The sequence below is a fragment of the Streptomyces sp. NPDC090088 genome, from assembly GCF_044747345.1.
In the GTDB taxonomy this organism is placed as follows: Bacteria; Actinomycetota; Actinomycetes; order Streptomycetales; family Streptomycetaceae; genus Streptomyces.
Map to the genome: position 1 here is coordinate 282,475 of NZ_JBIVDZ010000013.1, position 23,601 is coordinate 306,075.

Sequence of the window (23,601 nt, forward strand, 5' to 3'; positions counted from 1 at the left end):
GGCCAAGTCACGTAGTCCGCCTACGCCTTCCCGCACCGGGACGCGTACGTCTTTCATAGCGGTCGACCAGCCCGTGAAGACTCTGGCATATGCCAGAAGCACCACCGTATCGTGTGTTGCCAAATCCCTTACAGGGCGTCGCAGGCTGTGCAACAGTCGTAACCGGTCCCCCGCCCGTACTGACCGTACCGTCCCCGCATCGGAGTGCGTCATGCCGTCCCATGTCTCCGCGGACCGCCCCGCCGCCCAGCCGCCCGGGCGCGGCTCGGTCGAGGCGTTGATATCGCAGACACGGCGGCTCAAGGGGGACGTGGACGCCGTACGACGGGACACCCAGAGCGACGGCTGCGATCCCCAGGACCGGTGGCAGCGGGCACTGTACGACCTGGCACTGCACCAACTCAACGACCTGGACGCGCACTTGGCCCAGCTGCGGGACGGTCCCGCACGGCTGCCGGCCGTGCCGGACGGATGCGAGGCGCTCCCGGAGCCGCGCCCGGCGCAGGCCGGCCCGCCGCACGGTTCGCTGCTCAGCCGGGTCGGCAGCGCCGAGTGGAACCTCCTGACGGACGAGGCCAGTTGGTCCGCCGAGCTGTACCAGATCCTGGGCCGCGACCCCGCCACACCCGCGCTCACCCTCGACGAACTGCCGTCCGTGGTACTGGACGAGGACCGGCCCTGGCTGACCTCGATGGTCACCTCCTGCCTGGTCGACGCCAAGCCGATCGACGGCGAGTTCCGGGTCCTGCGGGCCGACGGGAACGTGCGGACCGTGCACATGATGGGCGAGCCCGTGCTCGGCGGGGACGGCAGCACCGCCTCGATGTGGGCCGTGCTGCGGGACGTCAGCGAACTGCGGCGCAGCCAGCGGACGGTGCGCGAGACCAGGGACTCGATGCGGAGCCTCCAGCAGCGGGCCCGGACCGAGCAGCGGCTCGCGGTCGAACTGCAGGAGGCCGTGCTGCCACCGGGGCGCGGTGCGCTGCGGCCGCCCCGCCGGGGTCCGGGCACTCTGGAGGTCGCCGCCCGGTATCTGCCCTCCGGGGCCGACACCCCGCTCGGCGGCGACTGGTACGACGCGCTGGAGCTGTCCGACGGCGACACCCTGCTCAGCGTCGGCGACCTCACCGGGCACGGCGTCGGCGTCACCTCGGGCATGACGATGCTGCTCGGCGCCGTACGCGGGATGGCGATGGCCGGCGCCCAGCCGGGGCATCTCATGGCCCTGCTCAACCAGTTACTCGACGCCACCGTGCAACCCGCCCTGGGCAGCGCAGTCTGCTGCCGCTACCGGCCGGCGACCCGCACCCTGACCTGGGCCCAGGCAGGACACCCCGCCCCGTTGCTGTACCGCGACGGGACGGGGTGCGTGCTGAGCGCGCCGGACGGCGTACTGCTCGGTGCCACCTCGGGAGCCGGTTACGGACAGGCCGAAGTGACCCTGGAACCGGGCGATCTGCTCCTGCTGCACACCGACGGGCTGGTACCCGGGCACAGCGGAACGGACGCCCTGGACCGTCTCCTCGGCCTGGCCCCGCGGTTCGCGGCGGTGCGTACCGCCCAGGACTGTGTCCGGGCAGTGGTCGAGGAGTTCGGCGAGACCGAGCGCGGGGACGAGGCCTGCGTGCTCATCGCCAAGGTGAGTGAATAAACAAGGGCAGGAAGGACGGCGCGCCGGCCCCTACGCCGGGGCGCTGTTGTCGCTCCCCCTGCTCTTGGGCTTGGGCAGGGCGAGCTTGATCTCCTCCCGGAGTTCCTGGATCCTCGGGTAGCTGGAGTACTCGGCGGTCAGCCGGTACATCTGGCGCAGCCGGTCCCAGGTGCGGTGGGAGGAGTTCTGTCCCATCGACATCAGGGCCAACCGTGCGTACCGGTCCGCCTGTTCGGGGTCGTCCGCGATGAAGCAGGCGGACGCCATGGACAGGAAGTCGAAGATCTTCGACCGCTGCCGGCCGTCGACCCTGAGCGACAGGGCCTTCTCCGCGTAGTGCTGGGCGTGCGCGGCCGCGCTCGGGTCGTGCTCGGCCAGCGTGCGGTAGGCCAGGGCCTGCATGCCGTACAGATCCTCTTCCTTGAACATCTGCATCCAGCTCGGCGGCGGCACGTCGCCCCGGTCGGAGACGAAGAGGTCCTCCGCCTGGCCGAGGGTGCGGCGCATCGCCTGGCCCTTGCCCATCGACGCCTGTGCCCAGGCCTCGATGGTGTAGAGCATCGCCCTGGTGCGCGGCAGCACCTCTTCGCCCGAACCGGACTTGGCGAGCTTCATCAGGTCGAGTGCGTCGTCGGGCCGGCCGAGGTGCACCATCTGGCGAGCCGCTCTGGAGAGCGCCTCCCCGGCGCGCGGCCGGTCGCCGCCCTCACGGGCCGCGTGGGCGGCGATGACGAAGTACTTCTGGGCCGTGGGCTCCAGGCCGACGTCGTGCGACATCCAGCCCGCGAGGACGGCGAGGTTGGCGGCGACGCCCCACAGGCGCCGCTGGAGATGGTCGGGGTGACGGTAGGCGAGCATGCCGCCCACCTCGTTGAGCTGTCCCACCACGGCCTTGCGTTGCAGCCCGCCGCCGCGGGCCGCGTCCCAGGCGCGGAACACCTCGACGGAACGCTCCAGTTCCTCGATCTCCTCGGACCCGATGGGGGCGGCCTCGTAGCGGTCGAACCCAGCGGGGTCGGCGTGCAGAGGGTCGTCGAGGACGGGGGCGTCGGCCCTGAGTGTGGGGTCGGTGTGCAGCCAGTCGTACATGGCGCTGCTGAGTACGGATCCCGCGGTGAGCGCGGCACCCGCACCCACCAAGCCGCGTCGGTTGAGCATGAGGTCCATTCCCGTGAATTCGGTGAGGACCGCGGCGGTTCGTTCGGGCGCCCACGGCATGCCGTCGGGATGTTCCACGTTCCCGTCGTCCGGCCGTTTTCCCGTACGCCCGTGCCGTACCAGACCGAGGTCCTCGATGGTCACGACACGGCCGAGACGCTCGGTGAACAGGGCCGCCAGCACCCGCGGCACCGGATCGCGCGGGATCTCTCCCGTGTCGATCCAACGCCGCACCCGGGAGGTGTCGGTCGACAGCTGGGGGTGGCCCATGGCCGCCGCCTGCCGGTTGACCAGCCTCGCGAGTTCGCCCTTGGACCAGCCGGCCAGGCCGAACAGGTCCGAGAGACGGGTGTTGGGTTGTCCGCTCACGTCAAGCCCCCAGGTTCTCGGCTGAGTTGACAGTAGCCCCGTGACGATTGCCGGGCGACTATTCGCCACGGTTCGCCAGGGTGCGCCAGATGGTGTGCCACTGGGCATCCGGTGTCAGGTAGAAGTGCGCCACCCCGACCCGGTCGCCGCCAGCGAGATTCGGAGACTCTCCCCAGGGTGGATCCGGGTGACCGGGCCGGGTGGGCGTCGAGGATTTCTCACAGGACTTCTCAGGCAGGCACCGCAGGTACACGAAGGGATCTGTATCGCCCATGTACGCAGCATCGTCCTCCGTGTCCGCCCCGCTCCGGCCGCTGCGCCCCCGACCGGCGGGCAGCGGCCCCTATCTCGACCCCGCGCGCACCGGGGCCGCCGCACCGGTCGTGGGCCGGCAGCGGCGCGCCCCGGGTCTGGGCACCCAGCCCCTCAGCGGGAGACTCGACTTGTCCGGCCCCCAGGGCGCGCAGCTGCGCACCGCGATCACGGCGGTGCACCGGATCTGCCCGGAGTTCGCTCCGGTGCAGGTGCTGCGCCGCTCCGGGCGGTCCGTGATCCTCGTCGGGACGACGGGGCGCAGCACGGCCGTAGCGAAGTGTCTGCTGGACCACTCCCCCGCGTGGGCGGAGCGGATCCGGCACGAAATAGCCGCTTACCGCTCGTTCGTCCGGCACCGGCCGCCGATCCGGGTGCCGAGACTGATCGCGGCGGACCCGGACAACTGCACGCTGGTGATCGAGCGGATGCCCGGCCGGGTGGCGGCGATCCAGCGCCACCCGGCGGAGGCTCCGCCCCGGGCGGACATCCGGGCCGCACTGGGTGCGATCTGCCGGCTGAACGCGTGGCGCCCCCCAGCCGGGACGTTCGACGCCCCGGTGGACTACGCGGCCCGTATCTCCCGGTACCACGAGCTGGGTCTGCTCACCGACCGGGACATGGGGGACCTGCAGAAGCTGCTGCACGGCATCGCGATCGCGGCGGGCCGTCAGGGGATGGGCCAGTTCTGCCACGGCGACGCCCTGCTCTCGAACATCCTGCTGTCCCCGGCCGGTCCAGTGCTGGTGGACTGGGAGCACGCGGGCTGGTATCTGCCGGGGTACGACCTGGCGACGCTCTGGTCGGTCCTCGGCGACGCCCCGGTGGCCCGCCGTCAGATCAGCCAGATCGCCCAGTCGGCGGGGCCCGCCTCCCGTGACGCCTTCCTGGTGAATCTGATGCTGGTCCTCACCCGGGAGATCAGGACCTACGAGACCGCCGTGCAGCGTTCGATGCACGACGCGACCCCGGCGGCACCGGGTACGGCCCACCCGGGCGCCGCGCCGACCGGCGAGGAACAGCGGCTGCTGCTCCGGCGGCTGCACGACGACTGCCAGCTGGCCCGCCGGGCCGTGCGCGCGGCGGTCGGCACTCGCTGACGGGGAGGAGAAATCCGCGGTGCGCTCAGGGCAGCTGCGCACCGCGGATTTCTCGCGTCCGGGGTCCCGCACAGGTGTACGCCACTGACGCCGTGCAGGCCCGAAGCCGCCATCGCGAAACTCCCACGATCATCGTATGACATGGGAAATCACCTCCCTCTGGGCATGATTGACGGACCGTCGGCAAGCCGGTACCACTGAGCCACGCTCAGCCCCGCACGCCCCGCCGCGCTCGAACGCCCCAGGAGGCTGCTTTGCGAGGACCCGTCACCGAGCCAGCGCCCGCCCACCGCCGCAGACGTATGCGCAGGACGGCCGGGGCCGTCGGCTCCGCCGCGCTGCTGCTGCCGCTGCTGGGTGTGGCTCCGCCCCCGAGCACCACCGCATCGTCCACCGGACTGCTGCAGCGGGCGTTCGCGTCCGCGTCCGCCGAGTACCACGTGCCGCAGAGCGTGCTGCTGGCCGTCTCCTATCTCCAGTCCCGCTGGGACACCCACGGCGGCGCGCCGAGCGTGACCGGCGGCTACGGCCCGATGCACCTCACCGACGCGCACACCGCGCTGGCCACGGACACCGAGCACTTCGCCGACGGCACCGAGGACCCCCGCGGCGACAGCGCCCGCCCCGCCCTGCACCCCAAGGTGAAGGTGCCGGCGAACTCCGCGCTCCCGGCCCGCCTCAAGACCCTCGCCAAGGCCGCCGAGCTGACCGGCATCCCGGCCGCGGAGCTGCGCACCGACCCGGCGGCGAACGTGGCCGGCGGTGCCGCCCTGCTCGCGGCCGCGCAGCGGAGCCTCGGCGCGCCCCTCGGCTCCGATCCGGCCGGCTGGTACGGCGCGATCGCCCGGTTCTCCGGCGCCGACGACAAGGCGACCGCGGCGGCCTACGCGAACGACGTGTTCGACGTCCTCCACACGGGCGAGGAGCGCACCACGGACGAGGGACAGCTCGTCGCGCTCGCCGCCCAGCCGCGGCTGAAGGCCGACACCGCGCAGCTGAGGCGGACGGGGTTGCGCACGGTGGCGGCGCGCGACACGGAGTGCCCGACAACGGTGTCGTGCGAGTCGATCCCGGCGCCGTACTCCCAGTTCGGGGACAACGACTACGGCAACCACGATCTCAGCGACCGGCCGGTGTCGCAGAGCATCAAGTTCATCGTCATCCATGACACCGAGGGCTCCTGGGACACGACGATCAAGCTGGTCCAGGACCCGACCTATGTGTCCTGGAACTACACGATCCGCTCGACCGACGGTCTGATCGCCCAGCACGTCAAGGCGAAGGACGTGGCCTGGCACGCCGGCAACTGGTACATCAACGCCAAGTCGATCGGCATCGAGCACGAGGGCTTCCTCGCCGCGCCGGACGCCTGGTACACGGAGGCGATGTACCGCTCCTCGGCGCGGCTGGTGAAGTACCTGTCCGAGAAGTACGGCATTCCGCTGGACCGGCAGCACATCCTCGGCCACGACACCGTGCCCGGCCCGGTCACCTCGTCGATCCCCGGGATGCACACCGACCCGGGCCCGTTCTGGGACTGGCGGCACTACTTCGAGCTGCTGGAGCACCCCTTCAAGCGGACCGCCGGCAAGAAGGGCGGTCTGGTGACGATCCTGCCGGACTACGCCGCGAACCAGCCGTCGTACACCGGCTGCGTCACCAAGGGGCAGCCCTGCGCCGCGCACGGTTCCAGCGCGGTACGGCTGTACTCCGACCACGACGAGAACTCGGCCCTGATCAAGGACATCGGTCTCGGTACGACGCCGACGACCGACGTCAACGACCTGTCCTCCCGGGTCGCCACCGGACAGCAGTACGCGGTGGCGGACACCTGGGGCGACTGGACGGCGATCTGGTTCCTCGGGCAGAAGGCCTGGTTCAAGAACCCGGCCGCCCAGCCGACGGCGGTGACCGCGGCCGGGCGGGTGGTCACGCCGAAGGCGGGCCGGACCAGCATCCCGGTGTACGGCCGCGCCTATCCCGAGGCGTCCGCATACCCCTCGGGGGTACCGGCCCAGTCGATCTCCCCGCTCTCGTACACGATCCCGGCGGGCCAGGAGTACGTGGTCGGTGACGAGCTGCCGGGCGAGTACTACTACGCGGTCACCTTCACCACCGACTCGCACAAGGTCGTGGTCGGCAAGGACCTGTACTACGAGATCCAGTACGGCCACCGGGTCGCCTTCGTCCGCGCGGCCGACGTCGACGTGACGTCGTCCCGCAGGTGGGGCGGGCGGTAGCCGCTGTCAGCCCTGCTGGAAAAGCTCCGCGGGGAGTGGCTTCAGCAGGGCGTACAGGTCATCGGTGATGGGGCGGTCCCAGGCGGCGATGGTCACCAGGACGCCGTCGCTGCGGTCGAACTGGACGCAGGAGATCCGGCTCTCGGAGAGCTTGAGCCGGCGCACGATCAGCAGGTTGTCGCCCTGCAGGACCGGCATGTCCTCGGTGCCCACGACGGTGACGTCCTCGTCGTTCTCCAGCGCGAGGAGGAGCTGGCCCACCTCGAAGGGGATCTCGTCGTCGGCGACCTCGCGGGCCGGGGAGCCCTCGGGGAGGTTGCCGATGATCATCGCGGGGCCGCGGCCGCCGAAGAGGTCGTAGCGCAGGAAGACGCCCTGGCAGGTGCCGTCGGGGGCGGGCAGCAGCCCGGCACCGAGGTTGCCGGGCCAGTCGCCCGGGTCCATGGCCAGTACGTCGAAGTCGGGGCCGGCGGGGGTGGCGCTGCGGCGGCGGAGGAACGACATGCGGTCCATGGTACGGGGCTGCGCGGGCGGGGGGCCGAGGGGCTGGGGATGGTTGCGGTGAGTGGGCTGGTGCGGCGCCGTCGGGCCTGGTCGCGCAGTTCCCCGCGCCCCTTGGGGCGTCGGCGCTCGCGCCCGCTACGAAGGTGCCCTTTCCATCGTCGCAAGCTCGGTCCTCGCCTGGGCGGCCAGGCCGTCCGCTCCGCACTGTTCGGCGGTCTTGAGGCCCCTGCGGAGGTGGTCGGCGTCGTGGAGTTCCGTGCCCAGGGCGACGAGGGAGCACGCCAGTTCGTAGGCGGCCGGGGAACCGTCGAGGCGGGTCACCGACTCCTCCAGGTAGCGGAGGCGTGCCTCGCCGGTCGAGACGTCGGCCGCCGTGCGCAGGGCCTGGCCGATGGCTGAGGGGGCGCCGAACTGGCGGGCCCGGGCGACCGCTTCCAGGGCTGTCGTCAGGGCTCGGTCGGGCGTGTCGCAGGCTTCCGCGCGGGCCAGGTGGAGTTGCCAGGGACACCAGGCGGGGTTGCGGATGCCGCGTGGTTCGAGGCGGCGGCCGGCCGCGGAGAGCTCGGCGGCGGCGGCCTCGGTGAGGCCGCGGGCGAGGAGCAGTTCGCCGTAGACCGTCTGGGCGTCGGGGAAGACCACGGCCGCCGGGAAGGGCTCCCGGAAGGAGTGGTCCTCGGCGACCCGGGTGGCCTCCTCGGTGCGGCCGCGGGCGATGAGGGTCTGGATGAGGGTGCCGAGGGCGTACCAGTGGGCGGGGGTGCCGGGTCCGACGCGTTCGGCGAGGCGCAGGCCGGAGCGGACCAGCTCCTCCGCCTCGGCGAGCCGGCCGCGCCGGTAGCGGACGTAGCCGAGGAGGGTGTACGCGAAGGAGAGGTGGGCGCCGCGCCAGCCCTGGCGTTCGAAGTCGGCGGTGCCGGCGGCGAACAGCTCCTCGGTGCGGTCGGGCCGGTCGGCGTACATGAACGCGAGGGAGACCAGGACGGGCACCTCGAAGCCACGGTCGGCCTCGGCCCAGCCGAGGCCGCCGGCGAGGGCGCGTTCGGCGTGGTGGAGGGCGATGTCGGCGGGTTCGCCGCGCTGGACCGCGTCCCAGGTGCGCAGGCCGATGATGTACCGCTCGGTGAGGTCGCGGCCCTGGAGCCGGTCGGCGAGCCGGGCCAGTCGGCGGGAGCGGGAGGGATGGTCGGGTTCGTCGGCGCGGAAGGCGTCCCACATGAACTGCTCGGAGAGCATGCGAAGGCGGACCCGGGCGTCGCCGGTCACCCGGATCTCCCGGGCGAGGGTCTCGGAGGCCTCGGCGAGCCGGTCGCTGTGGGCGAGGACCTGGGAGAGCCGGTAGACGATGTGGTGGCGCAGGGCGGGCTCGGCGATGGGCTCCTGGAGGGCCGCGCGGAGGTGGTTGACGGTGGTGGCGGGTTCGGTGAGCAGGGAGGCGCTGCCGAGTTCGTGCAGGACGGCGGCGCGCAGCTTGGCCGGCGGGGGTTCGCGCAGGGCGCGGGCGAGATAGCGGCGGGCCGCGTCCGGGGCGCCGGCCCGGAGGTTCTCCCCGGCGGCGGCGCGCAGCTGCCGCACGACCCAGGCGTCGCCCTCGGGGTGGGTTTCGAGGAGGTGGCGGGCGGCGGCGGTGGCGCCCTGGCCGTCGTCGGTCACGCACCAGGCGGCCTGGCCGTGCAGGGCGACGCGGGTGGCGGGCGGGATGGCCCGGTAGACGGCGGTGGCGATCAGCGGGTGGACGAACTCCAGGGTCTCGGCGCCGGTGAGGATACGGGCGCCGCGCAGGGCGTCGGCGGCGTCGGCGGCCTCCTCGTGGCCGAGGCCGGCGACGGCGGCGGCGAGCGCGGGATGGATCTCGGTGCCGAGGACGGCGCAGGCCCAGGCGAACCGGACGGCGGAGGGGCCGAGGCGTTCGAGCCGGGCGATCAGTCCGCTGCCCTTCACGGCGGCGGCGAGGTCGCGCAGCAGGGGTGCGCCCGCCTCGGTGGGATCCAGGCCCCGGTCGTGGACCTTGGCGGTGAGTTCGACGATCTCGAAGGGGTTGCCGGAGGTGACGGCCCAGGACTCGTGGCAGAAGGCGTCGTCGGCATGGTCGCCGAGGCTCTCGCGGACCAGTCCGGCGACGGCGTCGGCGCTGAGCGGTTCGAGGTCGTGCGGGCGGCCTCCCGCACGGCCGGGCAGGCCGCGGAACGCGTCGGCGTGTTCGGGGAGTTCGTCGGGCCGGTACGCGACGACGACGAGCAGCGGGAGTTGCTCGGCGCGGGGTGCGAACGCGGCGAGCCAGCCCAGGGATTCGGGGTCGGCCCAGTGCGCGTCGTCGAGGACGAGGACCATCGGGGCGCGGCGCACGGCGAGGTGGGTGAGGACCCAGTCGAGGCCGTCGCGCAGGCCCTGCTGGTCGGGCGGGGCGCCCTCGGTGGGGGCGCACAGGCCGAGGGCGGGGCCGACGATGTCGTACCAACTGCCCAGTGAGGCGCGGAGTTCGGCCTCGGGTGCGCCGGCGAGGCGGGGTTGCAGGAGCTGGCGGGCGACGTGGAAGGCGACGCGCTGTTCCTGGTCGCCGCCGCGTGCGGAGAGCACGGTGCAGCCCTGGGCGGCGGCGCGGCGGCGGACCTCGGCGAGCAGGGTGGTCTTGCCGATTCCGGCGCGGCCGGCGAAGGCGAGCAGGGCGCCGCGCTGCCGGTCGGCCGGGTCCGCGCCGTCCGTGCCCAGCCCGGTGAGTTCGGCCAACGCCTCGTCGACGGCGACGAGTTCGCTCTCGCGCTCGTAGAGCGTGCGTCGGTTCCGCAGGACCCGCTGTCCCATGACCACCCCCCGCCACGGTGGTACGCGTGCGCGGGGAGCGGGCGCGCACCGTGGCTTGCAGGCAGCTCAGCGTACGCCTGACGAGAGTGATCCGCTCCCTACTGGCGGTAACTGACGCGGGGGCCTTGACATCACTCCTCGGCCGGCGTCGGCGGCACCACCGCGACGGGTGCGGCCGCGTGCAGCAGCACGGCCTGGGTGACGGAGCCCATCATGCGGGCGGGGGCGAGGGGGCGCCGGCGGTGGCGGCCGACGACGACCAGGCCGGCGTCCTCGGAGGCGGAGACCAGCAGGCCGGCGGCGTCGCCGGGCGGTGCGAGGATCTGGGTTCGCACGTCCGGGTGGTTCTTGAGGTGCGGGGCGAGGAATCCCTCGGCGAGGGTGCGGGTCTCGTGTTCGACCTCGTCCTGGTCGACGGCCGGCGGGACGATTCCCCCGGCCGCGGCCCAGCTCTGCACCGGCCAGGGGTAGGCGGCGATCACCTGGAGCAGGGCGTCGCACCCCGCGGCCTCCGCGAAGGCGAACGCGAGAGTGGCGTCGTCGGGACTGTCCACGTCCACGCCGACGACCACCCGTGGCCCGGGCGCCGCGGGCAGCTCCTCGTGCTCCCCCACTGCCCGAAAGGCGTGGGAGGTACCCCCACCGCGCCCCGGCCGGGGTACGACGACCACCGGGCATCCGGCGTCGCGGGCGGCGGCCAGGCCGTTGGAGCCGAGCAGCAGGCTGGCGAAGCCGCCGCGGCCCCGGGAGCCGAGCACCAGCAGTTGGGCGTCGGCGCCGAGTTGCGGCAGCAGAGCCGTGGGGGCGCCCTCCAGGGCGACGTACTCGGCGACCGGTTCCCCGGTACCGGCGCGCAGCCGGTCGCGGACCTCGTCGAGCACCGGGTCGCCGGCACCGTCCGGCTCCCCGGCGACCAGGACGTCCGGCTGCCCCCAGGCGGCGTACTGCCGCACATGCACCACCCGCAGCGACGTGCCCCGCCGCCGGGCCGCGTCCACGGCCCAGTCCAGGGCGCGCAGACTGTCGTCCGAACCGTCCACCGCGGCGATGACCGGCGCTGTGCTCATCGTTCCTCACCTCCGGAATACGACCTTCCCTTTGTCCGGGGCCAGCCTGTCGCAGGCGGCGGCCCCGGAAGGGCGCTGCTGGTCACGTGTCCGGAAATCCTTGCGGAACACCCCCCGGTTCGGCGCTGGGCCACGGGACCGGGGGGAAGCACGCGGGCGCGCGGTCCGTCAGGTCAGGTCGAACTCGCCCTCCCGGGCCCCCGACACGAAGGCTCCCCACTCGGCGGGGGTGAAGATCAGGGAAGGGCTCTGCGGGCTGCCGCTGTTGCGCATCGCGATGAATCCCTCGACAAAGGCGATCTGGACATCCCCCAGGCCACGGCTGCTGGACTGCCACTCGGCCCCGCTGAGGTCCAGCTCCGGCTTGTCCCAGCCCCGTACCGGCTGCTGCTGGATGGTGCTCTCGGCCACGTCCGTGCTCCTCCCGAATTCGTCGTCCGCGGCCAGCCTAGCTTTCGGTTCCGGCACTCAACAGGCCACGTGAACGGGTCCTTTCAGGAGTCGGGGGCCGCGGCGCCGACGAGCCACATGGAGAAGAACTGGGAGCCGCCGCCGTAGGCGTGCCCGAGCACCTTGCGGGCGCCGTCCACCTGGTGTTCTCCGGCCTGGCCGCGCACCTGGAGGGCGGCCTCGGCGAACCGGATCATCCCGGAGGCACCGATCGGATTGGTGGAGAGCACTCCGCCCGACATGTTGACGGGGAGGTCCCCGTCGAGCTCCGTGACACCCGATTCGGTGAGTTTCCAGCCCTCGCCCTCCTCGGCGAAGCCCAGGTTCTCCAGCCACATGGGCTCGTACCAGGAGAACGGCACGTACATCTCGACGGCGTCGATGTCCCGGCGCGGGTCGGCGATGCCGGCCTGCCGGTAGACGTCCGCCGCGCAGTCCTTCCCCGCCTGCGGCGAGACGGCGTCCTTGCCGGCGAACAGGGTGGGCTCGCTGCGCATGGCCCCGCCCAGCATCCAGGCCGGCGGCTTCGTCGAGCGGGCGGCGCCCGCCCGGTCGGTGAGCACCATGGCGCAGGCGCCGTCGGAGGAGGGGCAGGTCTCCGAGTAGCGGATGGGGTCCCACAACATGGGGGACGCCTGGACCTTCTCCAGGGTGATGTCGTGCTCGTGGAGGTGCGCGTAGGGGTTCTTCAGCGCGTTGCGGCGGTCCTTGTAGGCGACCAGCGAGCCGACCGTGTCGGGGGCGCCGCTGCGCCGCATGTAGGCCCGCACATGGGGGGCGAAGAAGCCGCCCGCGCCCGCAAGCAGCGGCTGCTGGAAGGGGATCGGCAGGGACAGCCCCCACATGGCGTTGGACTCGGACTGCTTTTCGAAGGCGAGGGTCAGCACGGTGGAGTGGACCCGGGCGGCGACGAGGTTCGCCGCGACCAGTGCGGTCGACCCGCCCACCGAGCCCGCCGTGTGGACCCGCAACATGGGTTTGCCCACCGCGCCCAGCGCGTCCGCCAGGTACAGCTCCGGCATCATCACGCCCTCGAAGAAGTCGGGCGCCTTGCCGATGACGACGGCGTCGATGTCGGCCCACGTCAACTCGGCGTCGTCCAGCGCCCGTCGCGCCGCCTCGCGCACGAGCCCCGCGATCGAGACGTCCCGCCGGGCCGCCACATGCTTGGTCTGGCCGATCCCTACGACGGCCACGGGCTCCTTGCTCATCGCGGATCCCCTTCGAGTACGGCGACCAGGTTCTGCTGCAGACAGGGCCCGGAGGTGGCGTGGGCGAGGGCACGGTCGGACTCGCCCCGGTGGATACGGGCGGCGGCCTCACCGATACGGATCAGCCCGGCGGCCATGATCGGGTTGGCGGCGAGGGCCCCGCCGGACGGGTTCACCCGCACGTCGTCGCCGAGCCGCAGCGCCTTGCGCAGCACGACCTCCTGCGCGCTGAACGGCGCGTGCAGCTCGGCGGTGTCGACGGGCCGTTCGAAAGCCCCGGCCTTCTGTGCGGCGAGCCGCGCGGACGGCGAGTCGGTCAGGTCACGGACGCCCAGGCCGTGCGCCTCGATGCGGTGGTCGATGCCCCGGATCCAGGCGGGCCTGGCACACAGCTCCCGCGCCCGCTCCCCCGCCGCGAGGATCACGGCGGCGGCGCCGTCACCGATGGGCGGGCAGTCGCCGGTCCGCAGCGGCCGTACGACGTACTCCCCCTGCGCCACCGGTCCCCTCAGCTGGGCGTGCTCGTTGGCGGTGGCGTCGGCCCGGCTTCTGGCGCCCACGGCGGCCAGCGCGGGCTCGTCGGTCTCGCCCGCGTCGATGAGGGCCTGGGCCTGGAGGGCGGCCAGGGCGACGGAGTCCGGCCACAGGGGGGCCACGTAGTAGGGGTCGAGCTGCCGGGTCAGCACGTCCCGCACCGACCCGGGCGAGGACTTGCCGTAGGAGTAGACGAGCGCGGTGTCCGCGTCCCCGGTGAGCAGCTTGGTCCACGCCTCGTACAGCGCCCAGGCGCCGTCCATCTCGACGTGGGACTCGGAGATCGGCGGCCAGGCGCCGACGCCGTCCAGGGCGAGGGTGAAGGAGAAGGCGCGGCCGGCCAGGTAGTCGCTGGAGCCGGAGCAGGTGAAGCCGATGTCGGCGGTCTTCAGACCGGTCTGGCCGAGGACGTCGTGCAGCACCGGCATGAGCATCTCCACCTCGGAGAGGTCCTCGCTGGTGCGGCGGTGGTCGGTCTGCGCGAAGGCGACCAGTGCTATGTCACGCATCACAGCAGCTCCTTGTACAGGTCGTAGTCCGCGTCGGGTTCCCCGGTGGGCCGGTAGTGGTCGGGATAACGGGCCCCCTCCGTCCACACCGGCTCCACCCGCAGCCCCATCCGCACCTGGTCGTAGGGGATGCCGCCGATCCGGCCGTGCAGGGCGAGCCCGGCGCCGTCGAGGGCGATGTGGGCATAGACGTACGGCACCTCTATGTCGAGGTTCTTCGCCTTGATGTTGACGATGCAGAAGGTGGTGACCGTGCCCGCGGGCCCCACCTCGACCTGTTCCGATGTGGCCACCCCACATGTGGGGCACGCACCCCTCGGCGGCACGTACACCTTCCGGCAGGAAGGACACCGCTCGCCGAACGTCCGCCGGGACGACAGGGCGTTGATGTACGCGGTCTGGGCCCGGCCCGGCGAGTAGGTGTAGTCGAGGCGTGCGTGCGCGACGATGCCATGCACAGCGTCCTCGAACTCCCCGTCGTGCCCGCCGGGTTCGACCGCCTCGCCGTCGTACGGCTCGAAGCAGGCGATGTCGGTGACGGCCCCTGAGCGCTCCTCGGCCCAGCGGACGCGGACCCGCATCCCGGTGTGCACGGCCTCCGGTCCGGGCGCGTCGAGGGCGTGCAGCAGGGCGGTGTCGGCGCCGTCGAGCCGGACCAGCACCCAGGCGAAGGGAGTGCCGAGGGGCTGGCCGCGGCGGGGTTCGTGGTTCCAGGCCCAGGTGGTGACCGTGCCCGTGGGGGCGACCTCGACGAGGTCGCGGAGCTCCTCGGCGGTGACCGGGTCGTACTCGACGGGTGGGACGAGAGTGCGGCCGTCGGTGGTTCTCACGCCGAGGACGACACGCTCACGCAGGCCCGTGAGGAAAGCGCTCTGGACGGGCCCGAGCGACCGGGTGAAGGGGAACTCGACGACGAGGGGAGCCTTGAGGACTTCGGGCATCGGCGCTGCCTCCTTGGGAAAGTCGATGTGCAGCGCCCCGTCAGGGGCGCGGGGCTGTGACATGTGCGGCTCCGCCGCGCGGGCGCGACCAGCCACCTAGAGCCCGCAGCGTCAATCGCACCTCGAAGACGCTCACGCACGCTTGTAATCAGGCGCCCGCTTCTCCGCGAACGCACGCGCCCCTTCCTTCGCGTCCGCCGTGTCGAAGATCGGCCACCCCCGCTTCAGCTCAGCGGCCAGCCCGTCGGTCTCCGTCAGCTCCGCGGTCTCGTACACCGACGCCTTCACCGCCTCGACCGCCAGCGGCCCGCACGCGTTGATCTGCTCGGCGATCTCCAAGGCCTTGTCGAGCGCGCCGCCGTCGGGGACGACATGCCCGATCAGCCCGATGTCGGCGGCCTCGCGCGCGCTGTACGGCCGCCCGGTGAGGAGCATCTCCAGCGCGTGGGTGCGCGGGATCTGGCGTTGCAGCCGGACGGTGGAGCCGCCGATCGGGAAGAGCCCGCGCTTGACCTCGAAGAGCCCGAACGTCGCGGACTCGCCCGCGACCCTGATGTCGGTGCCCTGGAGGATCTCGGTACCGCCCGCCACGCAGTAGCCCTCGACGGCGGCGATCACCGGTTTGCGCGGGCGATGGTGGCGGAGCATCGCCTTCCAGTGCAGGTCCGGGTCGGCCTTGAGGCGGTCACGGAGGTGTTCCCCCGCCATGCCCTGTCCGGCCAGTGCCTTGAGGTCCATCCCGGCGCAGAAGGCGCCGCCGGCCCCGGTGAGCACGATCGAGCGGATGCCGTCGTCCTCGTCGGCCTCGATCCAGCCGTCGTACAGCCCGACGAGCATGGAGATCGAGAGCGCGTTCTTCGCCTCGGGCCTGTTCAGCGTGAGCACGAGTGTGGCGCCCTCGCGCCGCACGGTGAGGTGTTCCGTCCCACCCATGACCGTCTCCCCTCTCAAAGAACGAGAACAGGTTGCAGTAGCCGGGGAGCCACTTCAAGGGTTTTCTGACAGACAGTCAGATTTCTTCGCGCGAACCCTTCCCACTTGCCGCGCCCTTTGCTCTGATGACCGGCGAACCGACAGGTGCGCCTTTCTTCGTCACGGTTGCCGGGTCAGGAGGAGCGGTGGAGTACAACCTTGCCGATCTGTTCGAGTCGGTCGTCGACGTGGCCGCGGACCGGGAGGCACTCGTCTACATCGACCACCCCGGCACCGGCGCGGAACGCCGGCTGACCTACGCGGAACTGGACGCCGCCGCCAACCGCGTCGGCCACCATCTGATCGACAGCGGCATCCGCCCGGGTGAGCACCTTGGGCTGCACCTCTACAACGGGGTGGAGTACCTCCAGACGGTACTCGGCTGCCTCAAGGCGAGAGTGGTGCCGGTCAACGTCAACTACCGGTATGTCGAAGAGGAGTTGGTGTACCTCTACCGGGACGCCGATCTGGTCGCGCTGGTCTTCGACACGGAGTTCGACGACCGGGTGGCGGCGGCACTGCCCCGGGCGCCGAAGCTGCGGCATCTGGTGCGGGTGGGCGGGCCGGGGTCGGGGGCCGACGCCGTGCCCTTCGAGGCGGCCGAGGCCGCCGGGTCGCCCGAGCGGGGCTTCCCGGCGCGTTCGGCGGACGACCAGTTCATCATCTACACCGGCGGCACGACGGGGATGCCCAAGGGCGTGATGTGGCGTCAGGAGGACCTGTTCTTCGCCGGGTTGGGCGGCGGGGCGCCGACCGGGGAGTCGGTGAAGCGGCCGGAGGAGCTGGCCGAGCGGGTCGCCGCGGGCGGGACCGGGATCACCTTCTTCCCCACGCCCCCGCTGATGCACGGCACCTCGACCCTCACCTCCTTCATCGGCTTCAACTTCGGGCAACGCGTGGTGATCCACCGCAAGTTCGTGCCCGAGGAGGTGCTGCGGACCGTCGAGAAGGAGAAGGTCACCAGCATGTCGCTGGTCGGCGACGCGATGCTGCGTCCGCTGATCGACGCCCTCAACGGCCCGATGAAGGGCACCGACTGCTCCTCCATGTTCAGCGTCTCCTCCTCGGGCGCGATCCTCTCCGAGACCGTGCGCCGGCAGTTCAGCGAACTCGTCCCGACCGCCATGCTGCTGAACAACTTCGGGTCCTCCGAGTCCGGTTTCAACGGCACCGCGACGAACGACTCCGGGGCCGGCAGCAAGTTCCGCGTCCGCGTCAACTCCCGTACGCAGGTGGTCGATCCGGCCACCCACGAGCCGGTCGCGGTGGGCGAGATCGGCAGGGTCGCGCAGAGCGGCCACGTCCCGCTCGGCTACTACAACGACGCGGGGAAGACCGCCGAGACCTTCTTCGAGAAGGACGGCCGCAGGTGGGTGCTGCTCGGCGACATGGGGACGGTAGACGCGGACGGTGTGGTGACCGTGCTGGGCCGGGGCTCGCAGTGCATCAACACCGGGGGCGAGAAGGTGTACCCGGAGGAGGTCGAGCAGGCGCTGAAGTCGCATCCGGACGTGTACGACGCCCTGGTCGCCGGGGTGCCGGACACCACCTGGGGCAACCACGTGGCGGCCGTGGTGCAGCTGCGCGAGGGCGCCGAGCGGCCCTCCCTCTCCGACATCCAGACCCACTGCCGTACCCAGCTGGCCGGGTACAAGATCCCCCGCCAGCTGGTGATCACCGAGTCCATCCAGCGGTCGCCGAGCGGCAAGGCCGACTACCGGTGGGCGCGGGAGGTGGCGGTGGCCGCCGCGCGCTAGGACGCGCGGGCGGCGGGGCAGAACCCGCCAGGACAGCTCTTTGCCCGCGATTGACCCGGCTCTTTGAACACCGGGTTACGTCAGGCCGTACGCGAGGTTGGCGGTTCCTGACCTGCGGGCCCGGTCCGCCGTGCCATCGTCGGGCTTTGCACGGAAGGACCTGCGGGTGTCGCACCTCACGCCCCCTCGCCAACTGCCGGACGCGGACGCGTCGGCACCGGACCGGGCGGCGGGGACGTCGCCCGCGCCGACGGAGACCGAGACCGAGTCGGCGGCGACCGAGACCGAGTCGAACGCCTCGTCGCACGAACACCCCACGGACGAGGGGGCCGAGGCCGGCGCACGGGGCGAGGATCCCGAGGAAACCGGGGATCCCGAAGAAGCCGAAGAAGCCGGGGAGACCACCGGCCCGCTCCCCGCCGCCGACGCCGACGAACCCGCCCCCGAGGACGACGAGCCGCCCATCGGCCACGCCACGCCCGAGGGGGAGAGCGAACCCGCTTCCCAGGCGACCGGTTCCGGCCGGTTCGGCAGATTCGGCAGGTTCAGCCGGATCGGACGGACCGGCTGGATTGGCCGCCACCCCCGGACCGCCGCCGGCGTGCGCGTGGGGACGAGTGTCCTGGCGGGTGCCTTCGTGCTCGGCGCGATCCTCGTGCCGGACCGCCTCGACCGGTTCTCCTTCCAGAACTTCCTGCGCCTCCCCGTGGAGGTGTTGTACCTCGCGATCGTCCTGCTCGCGCTGCCGTCGAAGGCACGACGGATCACGGCAGCCGTCGCGGGCACGTTCCTCGGCCTGTCCACCGTCCTGAAGTGCCTGGACATGGGCTTCTACCAGACCCTCGCCCGACCGTTCGACCTGGTCTTCGACTGGGTTCTGCTGACCGACGCGGCGGACTGGGTGAAGGACTCGTTCGGTCACACGGGCGAGGTGCTCGCGGTGGTCGGGGTGATCGTCCTGCTCATCGCCGTGCTCGTGCTCAGCGCGCTCGCGATGGTGCGGCTGGCGAACGTCCTGGACCGGCACCGCTCCACGGCGGTGACCACGACGCTCGTCCTCGGCACCGTGTGGATCACCTGTTTCTCGCTGAGCGTGCAGTTCGCCGGTGTCCCGTTCGCCACCAAGGGCTACAGCCAGTTCCTCGCCAACCGTGTGCAGTACGTCCGCGAGGGGCTGGGGGACGCCGACGTCTTCAAGAAGCAGCTCGCCGTCGACGCCTACGCCGACACGCCGTCCGACCAGCTGCTGACCGGGCTGCGCGGCAAGGACGTGCTGTTCACCTTCATCGAGAGCTACGGCCGGGTGGCGATCGACGATCCGGCGATGGCTCCGGAGATCGACGCGACGCTGAACGAAGGGAACGCCCGGCTCAAGTCGGCGGGTTTCGCGGCGCAGAGCGGCTGGCTCAGGTCACCCGTCACCGGCGCCGGCAGCTGGCTGGCCCACTCGACGTTCCTGTCCGGCCTGTGGATCAAGAACCAGCAGCGGTACCGGACCCTGACCACCGGCGACCACGCGACCCTCACCAGCTACTTCCAGAAGACCGGGGCCTGGCGCACGGTCGGCATCGTCCCGGGCGTGCGCAAGTCCTGGCCCGAGGGCAAGTACTTCGGCCTCGACCACATCTACGACTCCACTCACCTCGGCTACGAGGGGCCGTACTTCAGCTGGACCCCGGTGCCGGACCAGTTCAGCCTGGAGGCCTTCCAGAAGCTGGAGCACGGGAAGAAGAACCGCGACCCGATCATGGCGGAGATCATCCTGGCCTCCAGCCACAACCCCTGGTCCCCCATCGCCCACATCATCGACTGGAAGGACCTCGGGAACGGCAAGATCTTCTACAAGATCAAGAAGGAGGGCACGAACCCCACGGAGGTCTGGAAGAGCGCGAAGAGCGTGCGGACCGAGTACCGCAAGGCGATCCAGTACTCCCTGGACAGCCTGACCCAGTGGATGCAGCGCTACGGCGACGACAACACCGTCCTCGTCTTCCTCGGCGATCACCAGCCCGTCCCGACGGTCACGGGCGGCAGCACCAGCCGGGACGTACCGATCACCATCGTCGCCCGCGACCCGAAGGTTCTGGACCGGGTCGCCGGCTGGGGCTGGACGGACGGGCTCAAGCCCGCGGACAACGCACCGGAGTGGGCGATGAACCAGTTCCGTGACCGCTTCCTGAAGGCGTTCGGGCCGCAGAGCTGAGGGGGACGAGCCGCTCCGCCCCGCCACGAGGCACGGGTGTGCCGTCGCCGCGGGGCGGTGTGGGGGTCGTACTCTGTGCGCACGATGTGTCGCTGATCATGCACAGAGTGTCACGACGGCCGCATGGAAGGAACGCCGGTGCCGCACCTCCCGCCTCCCCAGCCGCCGGACACCGAAGGTCTGCCGGACGCGGACGGACCGTCGGCGGCGGAAGCTGCCTCGGAGGGCGGCCGGTGGTCGAGGGCGAGGTGGCCCCGTGTCGCCCGGGGTGTCGCGGTGGCGACGACCGTCGTGGCGGCCGGTCTGCTGCTGGCCGCGCTGTCGCTGCCCAACCGGCTGGACCTGCTCACGCCGAAGGCGTTCCTGCGGCTGCCGGCCGAGGGGATCGTGCTCGCGGCGGTCCTGCTGGTGCTGCCGGGACGGGCGCGACGGGTCGCGGCGGCGGTGGCGGGCACCGGGCTCGGGGTGCTGACGCTGGTGAAGTGCCTGGACATGGGCTCCTACTCGGTGCTGGAGCGCCCGTTCGACCTGGTGCTCGACTGGATCCTGCTGGACGACGCGGCGGACTACCTGCGCGAGTCGTTCGGCCGGGCCAGTGAGGTCCTCGCCGTCGCGGGGGCGCTGCTCCTGGTCGCGGCCGTCCTGGCCGTGACCACGTTCGCCACGGTGCGGCTCGCCGACCGGATGGCCCGCCGGCGCCCGCCCGCGGGCCGCACCACCCTGGTCCTGGCGGTCGCCTGGGTCACCTGTGCCACCTTCGGCCTCCAGCTGGGCGGCGCCCCCGTCGCCTCGACCCTCGACGCGCAGCTGGTCGACGAGCGGGTCCGGGCGGTCCGCGCCGGTCTGGCGGACGCGCGTGTCTTCCGGGCGGAGTCCGCCGTCGACGCCTTCGCGAAGACCCCGCCGGACCGGCTGCTCACGGGCCTGCGCGGCAAGGACGTGCTGTTCACGTTCGTGGAGAGTTACGGCCGTACGGCGATCGAGGACCCGGCGATGGCCCGGCAGGTCGGCGCGGTCCTCAAGGAGGGTTCCGCCTCGCTCCGGGCGGCCGGGTTCGACGCGCGGAGCGGCTGGCTGCGGTCACCGGTGCTGGGGGCGGGCAGCTGGATGTGCCATGCCACACTGCTGTCCGGGCTGTGGATCGACAACCAGCAGCGTTATCGCAATCTCGTCTCGGGCGACCGCATGACCCTCAACAAGTACTTCCGGAAGACCGGCGCGTGGCGCACGGTCGGCGTCGTCCCGGGTGTGCGGCGCGCCTGGCCGGAGTCCGGGTTCTTCGGTCTCGACCGCAGCTACGACTCCACGCATCTCGGCTACCACGGCCCCTACTTCAGCTGGACGCCCGTCCCCGACCAGTTCACGCTGGAGGCCTTCGACCGCCTGGAGTTCGGGAGGAGGAACCGGCGCCCGATGATGGCGGAGATCGTCCTGGCCTCCAGCCACCAGCCCTGGGCGCCCCTCCCCCGCATGATCGGCTGGAACGACCTGGGCGACGGCTCGGTCTTCGGGCCGATCCAGAAGGCGGGGAAGGATCCGGCGGAGGTCTGGAAGGACACCGAGCGCATCCGCGCCGAGTACCGGGCCTCGATCGAGTACTCGCTGCGCAGCCTCTTCGGGTTCATGCGGCGCTACGCCGACGCGAACACGGTCCTGGTCTTCCTCGGCGACCACCAGCCCCGTCCGGAGGTCGTCGCGGGCAGCCCGCGCCGGGACGTCCCGGTCACGATCGTCGCCCACGACCCCAAGGTCCTCGACCGGGTCGCCGGCTGGGGCTGGACACCGGGCCTGAAGCCGGCCGGGGACGCCCCGATCTGGGCGATGAACCAGTTCCGCGACCGGTTCCTGACGGCGTTCGGACCGCGCGGGTGACCTCGGCTCAGGCGTCCAGGAAGCCGAGGGTACGGCGCACGAACCACTCGGGGCCGTCGAGCCAGGGGTAGTGGGCGGTGCCGGGCTGGACGGCGACCTCGGCGTTCGGGAAGGCCTCGGCCGCGCGACGGGCCAGCGCGGGGCTGGGGCCGCCGTCGAGTTCCCCGGCGTACACCAGGACGGGGGCGGTCAGCAGACGCAGTGCGGCGCGGGTGGCGTCCGGGGTGAAGGCGCCGTCGGCGAAGTAGCGGTCGCCTGCCGCGTCGTTGGTCTGTTTCTCGGCGGCCGCGTCATGGGCGCGGGCGGCATCGTCCCAACGGCCGTAGAAGAAGGGCATCATCGCCTCGTCGAAGTCCCCGGTGCCCGTCAGCCACGCCTCCAGCAGGGGGAACGCCTCGTCGAACCACGGTTCCGCCGACCGCAGCCGGGCCGCCGCCAGCCGCTCCTCGGGGGTCGGCCGCAGGCCCAGCGCCGAGGGGTTGCCGGTGATCAGCGCGAGCCGCCGTACCCGGTGCGGATGGGCCGCCGCGTACAGGATCGCCAGGCTCGCGCCCGCCGAGTGCGCCAGTACGTCCATGTGGTCGAGCCCCATGTGGGCGCGCAACATCTCCACGTCGTCGACCTGTCGGTCGCAGCGGTACGACGCCGGGTCGGCCGGTGCCGCGGAGTCGCCGGTCCCCCGCAGGTCCAGCAGGACCAGCCGGCGGTGGGCGGCCAGTCCGCCGAGGTCACCGAGGTAGGCGGAGGCCCGCATGGGCCCGCCCGGGAGCACGACGAGCGGTTCGCCCTCGCCTCTGACGTGGTAGGCGAGTCGGGTTCCGTCGGCTGCGGTGAAGGCGGGCACGGAGCCGATCATCGGGCACGGCGCGACCGTACCGCAACGGAGTTCGACGGGCCGTGCCCGGAGGGGGCATGCGGAGACCGCACGCCCCCTCGTACGGACTACTGAATGAGGTTCCAGGCGCTGCCGTTCAAGTCCCGTGGCCCGGTCCCGGACGAAGGTTGTTCCCGGCTTTCCGGGCATGTACCAGTCCTGGTACCGGTTCCCGGGCGTCTGGCACGGATTGACGTAGACCTGCTTGTTCGCGTGGCTGTCCACGCAGAAGTCGGCAGACAGTCCAGCACCGTTGTTGTTGTAGTGGACGCGGTGACGAACGCGGCACCGATCGTCCACATCAGCGCCTGGTGGCATGCCGTTCAGAGCGCCGCGTCAGCCCCGTGGGACCGGCTTGCTCACCCGGAACGCGAACTGTCCGCAGAACGTGAGCTTGCGCAGGTTCACCAGGGCCGTGTTGCGCTTGCTCTTGCGGGCCCAGGTGTCGATCTCGGTGTTGAGGGGTGACTCCGTCTGCCAGAACTTGCCGTACTCCTGCTTCCGTGAGGCGTGGTAAGTGCGCATGATCAGGGTCACGCCGTCGAGGGAGGGCCGGATCTCCTCCAGGGCGAGCCCTGCCTCCTCGACGAGGACCCGGAATCCGTACGGGGTGTAGTTCCACAGGCTGAAGGAGTGGTACGGCTCGAACTGGGAGGTGCTGCCGATGAACAGGCCGCCCGGGCGGAGCACTCGGCCCACTTCGGCGAGCAGTTCCCTGGGGCGGGCGACGTGTTCGAAGACCTGGTGCGAGTAGACGAGGGGCACGGCGTCGGAGCGGAACGGCAGGTTGACGCCGTCGTAGTACACGACGCTGTCGCCGCCGGGCAGGCGCTGTGCGGCCTCGGGTGAATCGCGGATGTCGACGCCGACCCAGCGGACGCCGGAGTCGTGCTTGCGGAAGAGGTCGGCCGACGTGCCCCGCCCGCACCCGAGGTCGACCACCCGGTCCGGTGCCTGCGGCGAGCTCATGGCCTCGTCGAGGTAGTAGCGGGAGGTGACCTGGCGGGCGTGGTCGTCGGGGATGCAGTCGCGCATGAGGTCCCACAGGGTCGCCATGGCCCCACGCTACGGAGGCGGC

17 protein-coding genes are annotated in these 23,601 nt (G+C 71.9%); 6 read left to right on the forward strand and 11 right to left on the reverse strand.

The window, feature by feature from the left end:
- Nucleotides 1-211: 211 nt before the first annotated feature.
- Nucleotides 212-1,651 carry a PP2C family protein-serine/threonine phosphatase gene (locus ACIPSJ_RS47660; RefSeq protein ID WP_401355899.1) on the forward strand — a complete coding sequence of 480 codons (1,440 nt, stop codon included), beginning with the start codon at nt 212-214 and terminating at the stop codon, nt 1,649-1,651.
- A 30-nt stretch (nt 1,652-1,681) separates the two neighbouring features.
- Here ACIPSJ_RS47660 and ACIPSJ_RS47665 read toward each other — a convergent pair whose 3' ends face one another.
- On the reverse strand, nt 1,682-3,178 hold the full coding sequence (locus ACIPSJ_RS47665; RefSeq protein WP_359213415.1) for a hypothetical protein: 1,497 nt from the start codon (nt 3,176-3,178) through the stop codon (nt 1,682-1,684).
- 272 nt (nt 3,179-3,450) lie between these two features.
- On the opposite strand from ACIPSJ_RS47665, the gene ACIPSJ_RS47670 reads away from it, so the two are divergent.
- Nucleotides 3,451-4,590 (forward strand): aminoglycoside phosphotransferase family protein, encoded by a 1,140-nt coding sequence (locus ACIPSJ_RS47670; RefSeq protein ID WP_401355901.1) that lies wholly within the window; start codon nt 3,451-3,453, stop codon nt 4,588-4,590.
- Between the two features lie 302 nt (nt 4,591-4,892).
- Nucleotides 4,893-6,830 carry an N-acetylmuramoyl-L-alanine amidase gene (locus ACIPSJ_RS47675; protein WP_401356047.1) on the forward strand — a complete coding sequence of 646 codons (1,938 nt, stop codon included), beginning with the start codon at nt 4,893-4,895 and terminating at the stop codon, nt 6,828-6,830.
- 6 nt (nt 6,831-6,836) lie between these two features.
- On the opposite strand, the gene ACIPSJ_RS47680 is transcribed toward ACIPSJ_RS47675, so the two are convergent.
- The 8 genes from ACIPSJ_RS47680 to ACIPSJ_RS47715 all read right to left on the reverse strand — a co-directional run bounded on the left by ACIPSJ_RS47680 (nt 6,837) and on the right by ACIPSJ_RS47715 (nt 15,778).
- Nucleotides 6,837-7,334 (reverse strand): hypothetical protein, encoded by a 498-nt coding sequence (locus tag ACIPSJ_RS47680; protein ID WP_355729563.1) that lies wholly within the window; start codon nt 7,332-7,334, stop codon nt 6,837-6,839.
- Between the two features lie 135 nt (nt 7,335-7,469).
- Nucleotides 7,470-10,133 (reverse strand): ATP-binding protein, encoded by a 2,664-nt coding sequence (locus tag ACIPSJ_RS47685; RefSeq protein WP_401355904.1) that lies wholly within the window; start codon nt 10,131-10,133, stop codon nt 7,470-7,472.
- Between the two features lie 131 nt (nt 10,134-10,264).
- Nucleotides 10,265-11,200, reverse strand: a complete 936-nt coding sequence (locus ACIPSJ_RS47690; RefSeq protein ID WP_401355906.1) for a universal stress protein — start codon at nt 11,198-11,200, stop codon at nt 10,265-10,267.
- Nucleotides 11,201-11,368: 168 nt separating this feature from the next.
- Nucleotides 11,369-11,611 carry a DUF397 domain-containing protein gene (locus ACIPSJ_RS47695; protein ID WP_355723738.1) on the reverse strand — a complete coding sequence of 81 codons (243 nt, stop codon included), beginning with the start codon at nt 11,609-11,611 and terminating at the stop codon, nt 11,369-11,371.
- Nucleotides 11,612-11,694: 83 nt separating this feature from the next.
- On the reverse strand, nt 11,695-12,861 hold the full coding sequence (locus ACIPSJ_RS47700; protein WP_359213430.1) for a thiolase domain-containing protein: 1,167 nt from the start codon (nt 12,859-12,861) through the stop codon (nt 11,695-11,697).
- Complete coding sequence (locus ACIPSJ_RS47705; RefSeq protein ID WP_359213433.1) at nt 12,858-13,904, reverse strand: thiolase domain-containing protein; 1,047 nt, start codon at nt 13,902-13,904, stop codon at nt 12,858-12,860. The genes ACIPSJ_RS47700 and ACIPSJ_RS47705 overlap by 4 nt, the downstream gene beginning before the upstream one ends.
- The gene (locus ACIPSJ_RS47710; RefSeq protein WP_401356049.1) at nt 13,904-14,845 is read right to left on the reverse strand and encodes a Zn-ribbon domain-containing OB-fold protein; all 942 of its coding nucleotides are present in this window, start codon (nt 14,843-14,845) and stop codon (nt 13,904-13,906) included. The genes ACIPSJ_RS47705 and ACIPSJ_RS47710 overlap by 1 nt, the downstream gene beginning before the upstream one ends.
- Before the next feature lie 132 nt (nt 14,846-14,977).
- Nucleotides 14,978-15,778, reverse strand: coding sequence for a crotonase/enoyl-CoA hydratase family protein (locus ACIPSJ_RS47715; RefSeq protein ID WP_401355909.1), 801 nt, complete (start codon nt 15,776-15,778; stop codon nt 14,978-14,980).
- A 185-nt stretch (nt 15,779-15,963) separates the two neighbouring features.
- Between ACIPSJ_RS47715 and ACIPSJ_RS47720 the strand changes: the two genes are divergently transcribed.
- From ACIPSJ_RS47720 to ACIPSJ_RS47730, 3 genes are all read left to right on the forward strand, one after another.
- A complete protein-coding gene (locus ACIPSJ_RS47720; protein WP_359213438.1) occupies nt 15,964-17,574 on the forward strand; it encodes an acyl-CoA synthetase in 1,611 nt (536 codons plus the stop codon).
- 166 nt (nt 17,575-17,740) lie between these two features.
- Nucleotides 17,741-19,777, forward strand: a complete 2,037-nt coding sequence (locus ACIPSJ_RS47725; protein ID WP_401355911.1) for a sulfatase — start codon at nt 17,741-17,743, stop codon at nt 19,775-19,777.
- A 123-nt stretch (nt 19,778-19,900) separates the two neighbouring features.
- A complete protein-coding gene (locus ACIPSJ_RS47730; RefSeq protein WP_401355914.1) occupies nt 19,901-21,649 on the forward strand; it encodes a sulfatase in 1,749 nt (582 codons plus the stop codon).
- A gap of 7 nt (nt 21,650-21,656) precedes the next feature.
- Here the strand turns inward: ACIPSJ_RS47730 and ACIPSJ_RS47735 are convergent, their stop codons facing one another.
- Nucleotides 21,657-22,505 carry an alpha/beta fold hydrolase gene (locus ACIPSJ_RS47735; protein ID WP_401355917.1) on the reverse strand — a complete coding sequence of 283 codons (849 nt, stop codon included), beginning with the start codon at nt 22,503-22,505 and terminating at the stop codon, nt 21,657-21,659.
- Nucleotides 22,506-22,859: 354 nt separating this feature from the next.
- Entirely contained in the window at nt 22,860-23,579 is a 720-nt protein-coding gene (locus ACIPSJ_RS47740; protein ID WP_401355919.1) for a class I SAM-dependent methyltransferase, read from the reverse strand.
- Between the last annotated feature and the right edge of the window lie 22 nt (nt 23,580-23,601).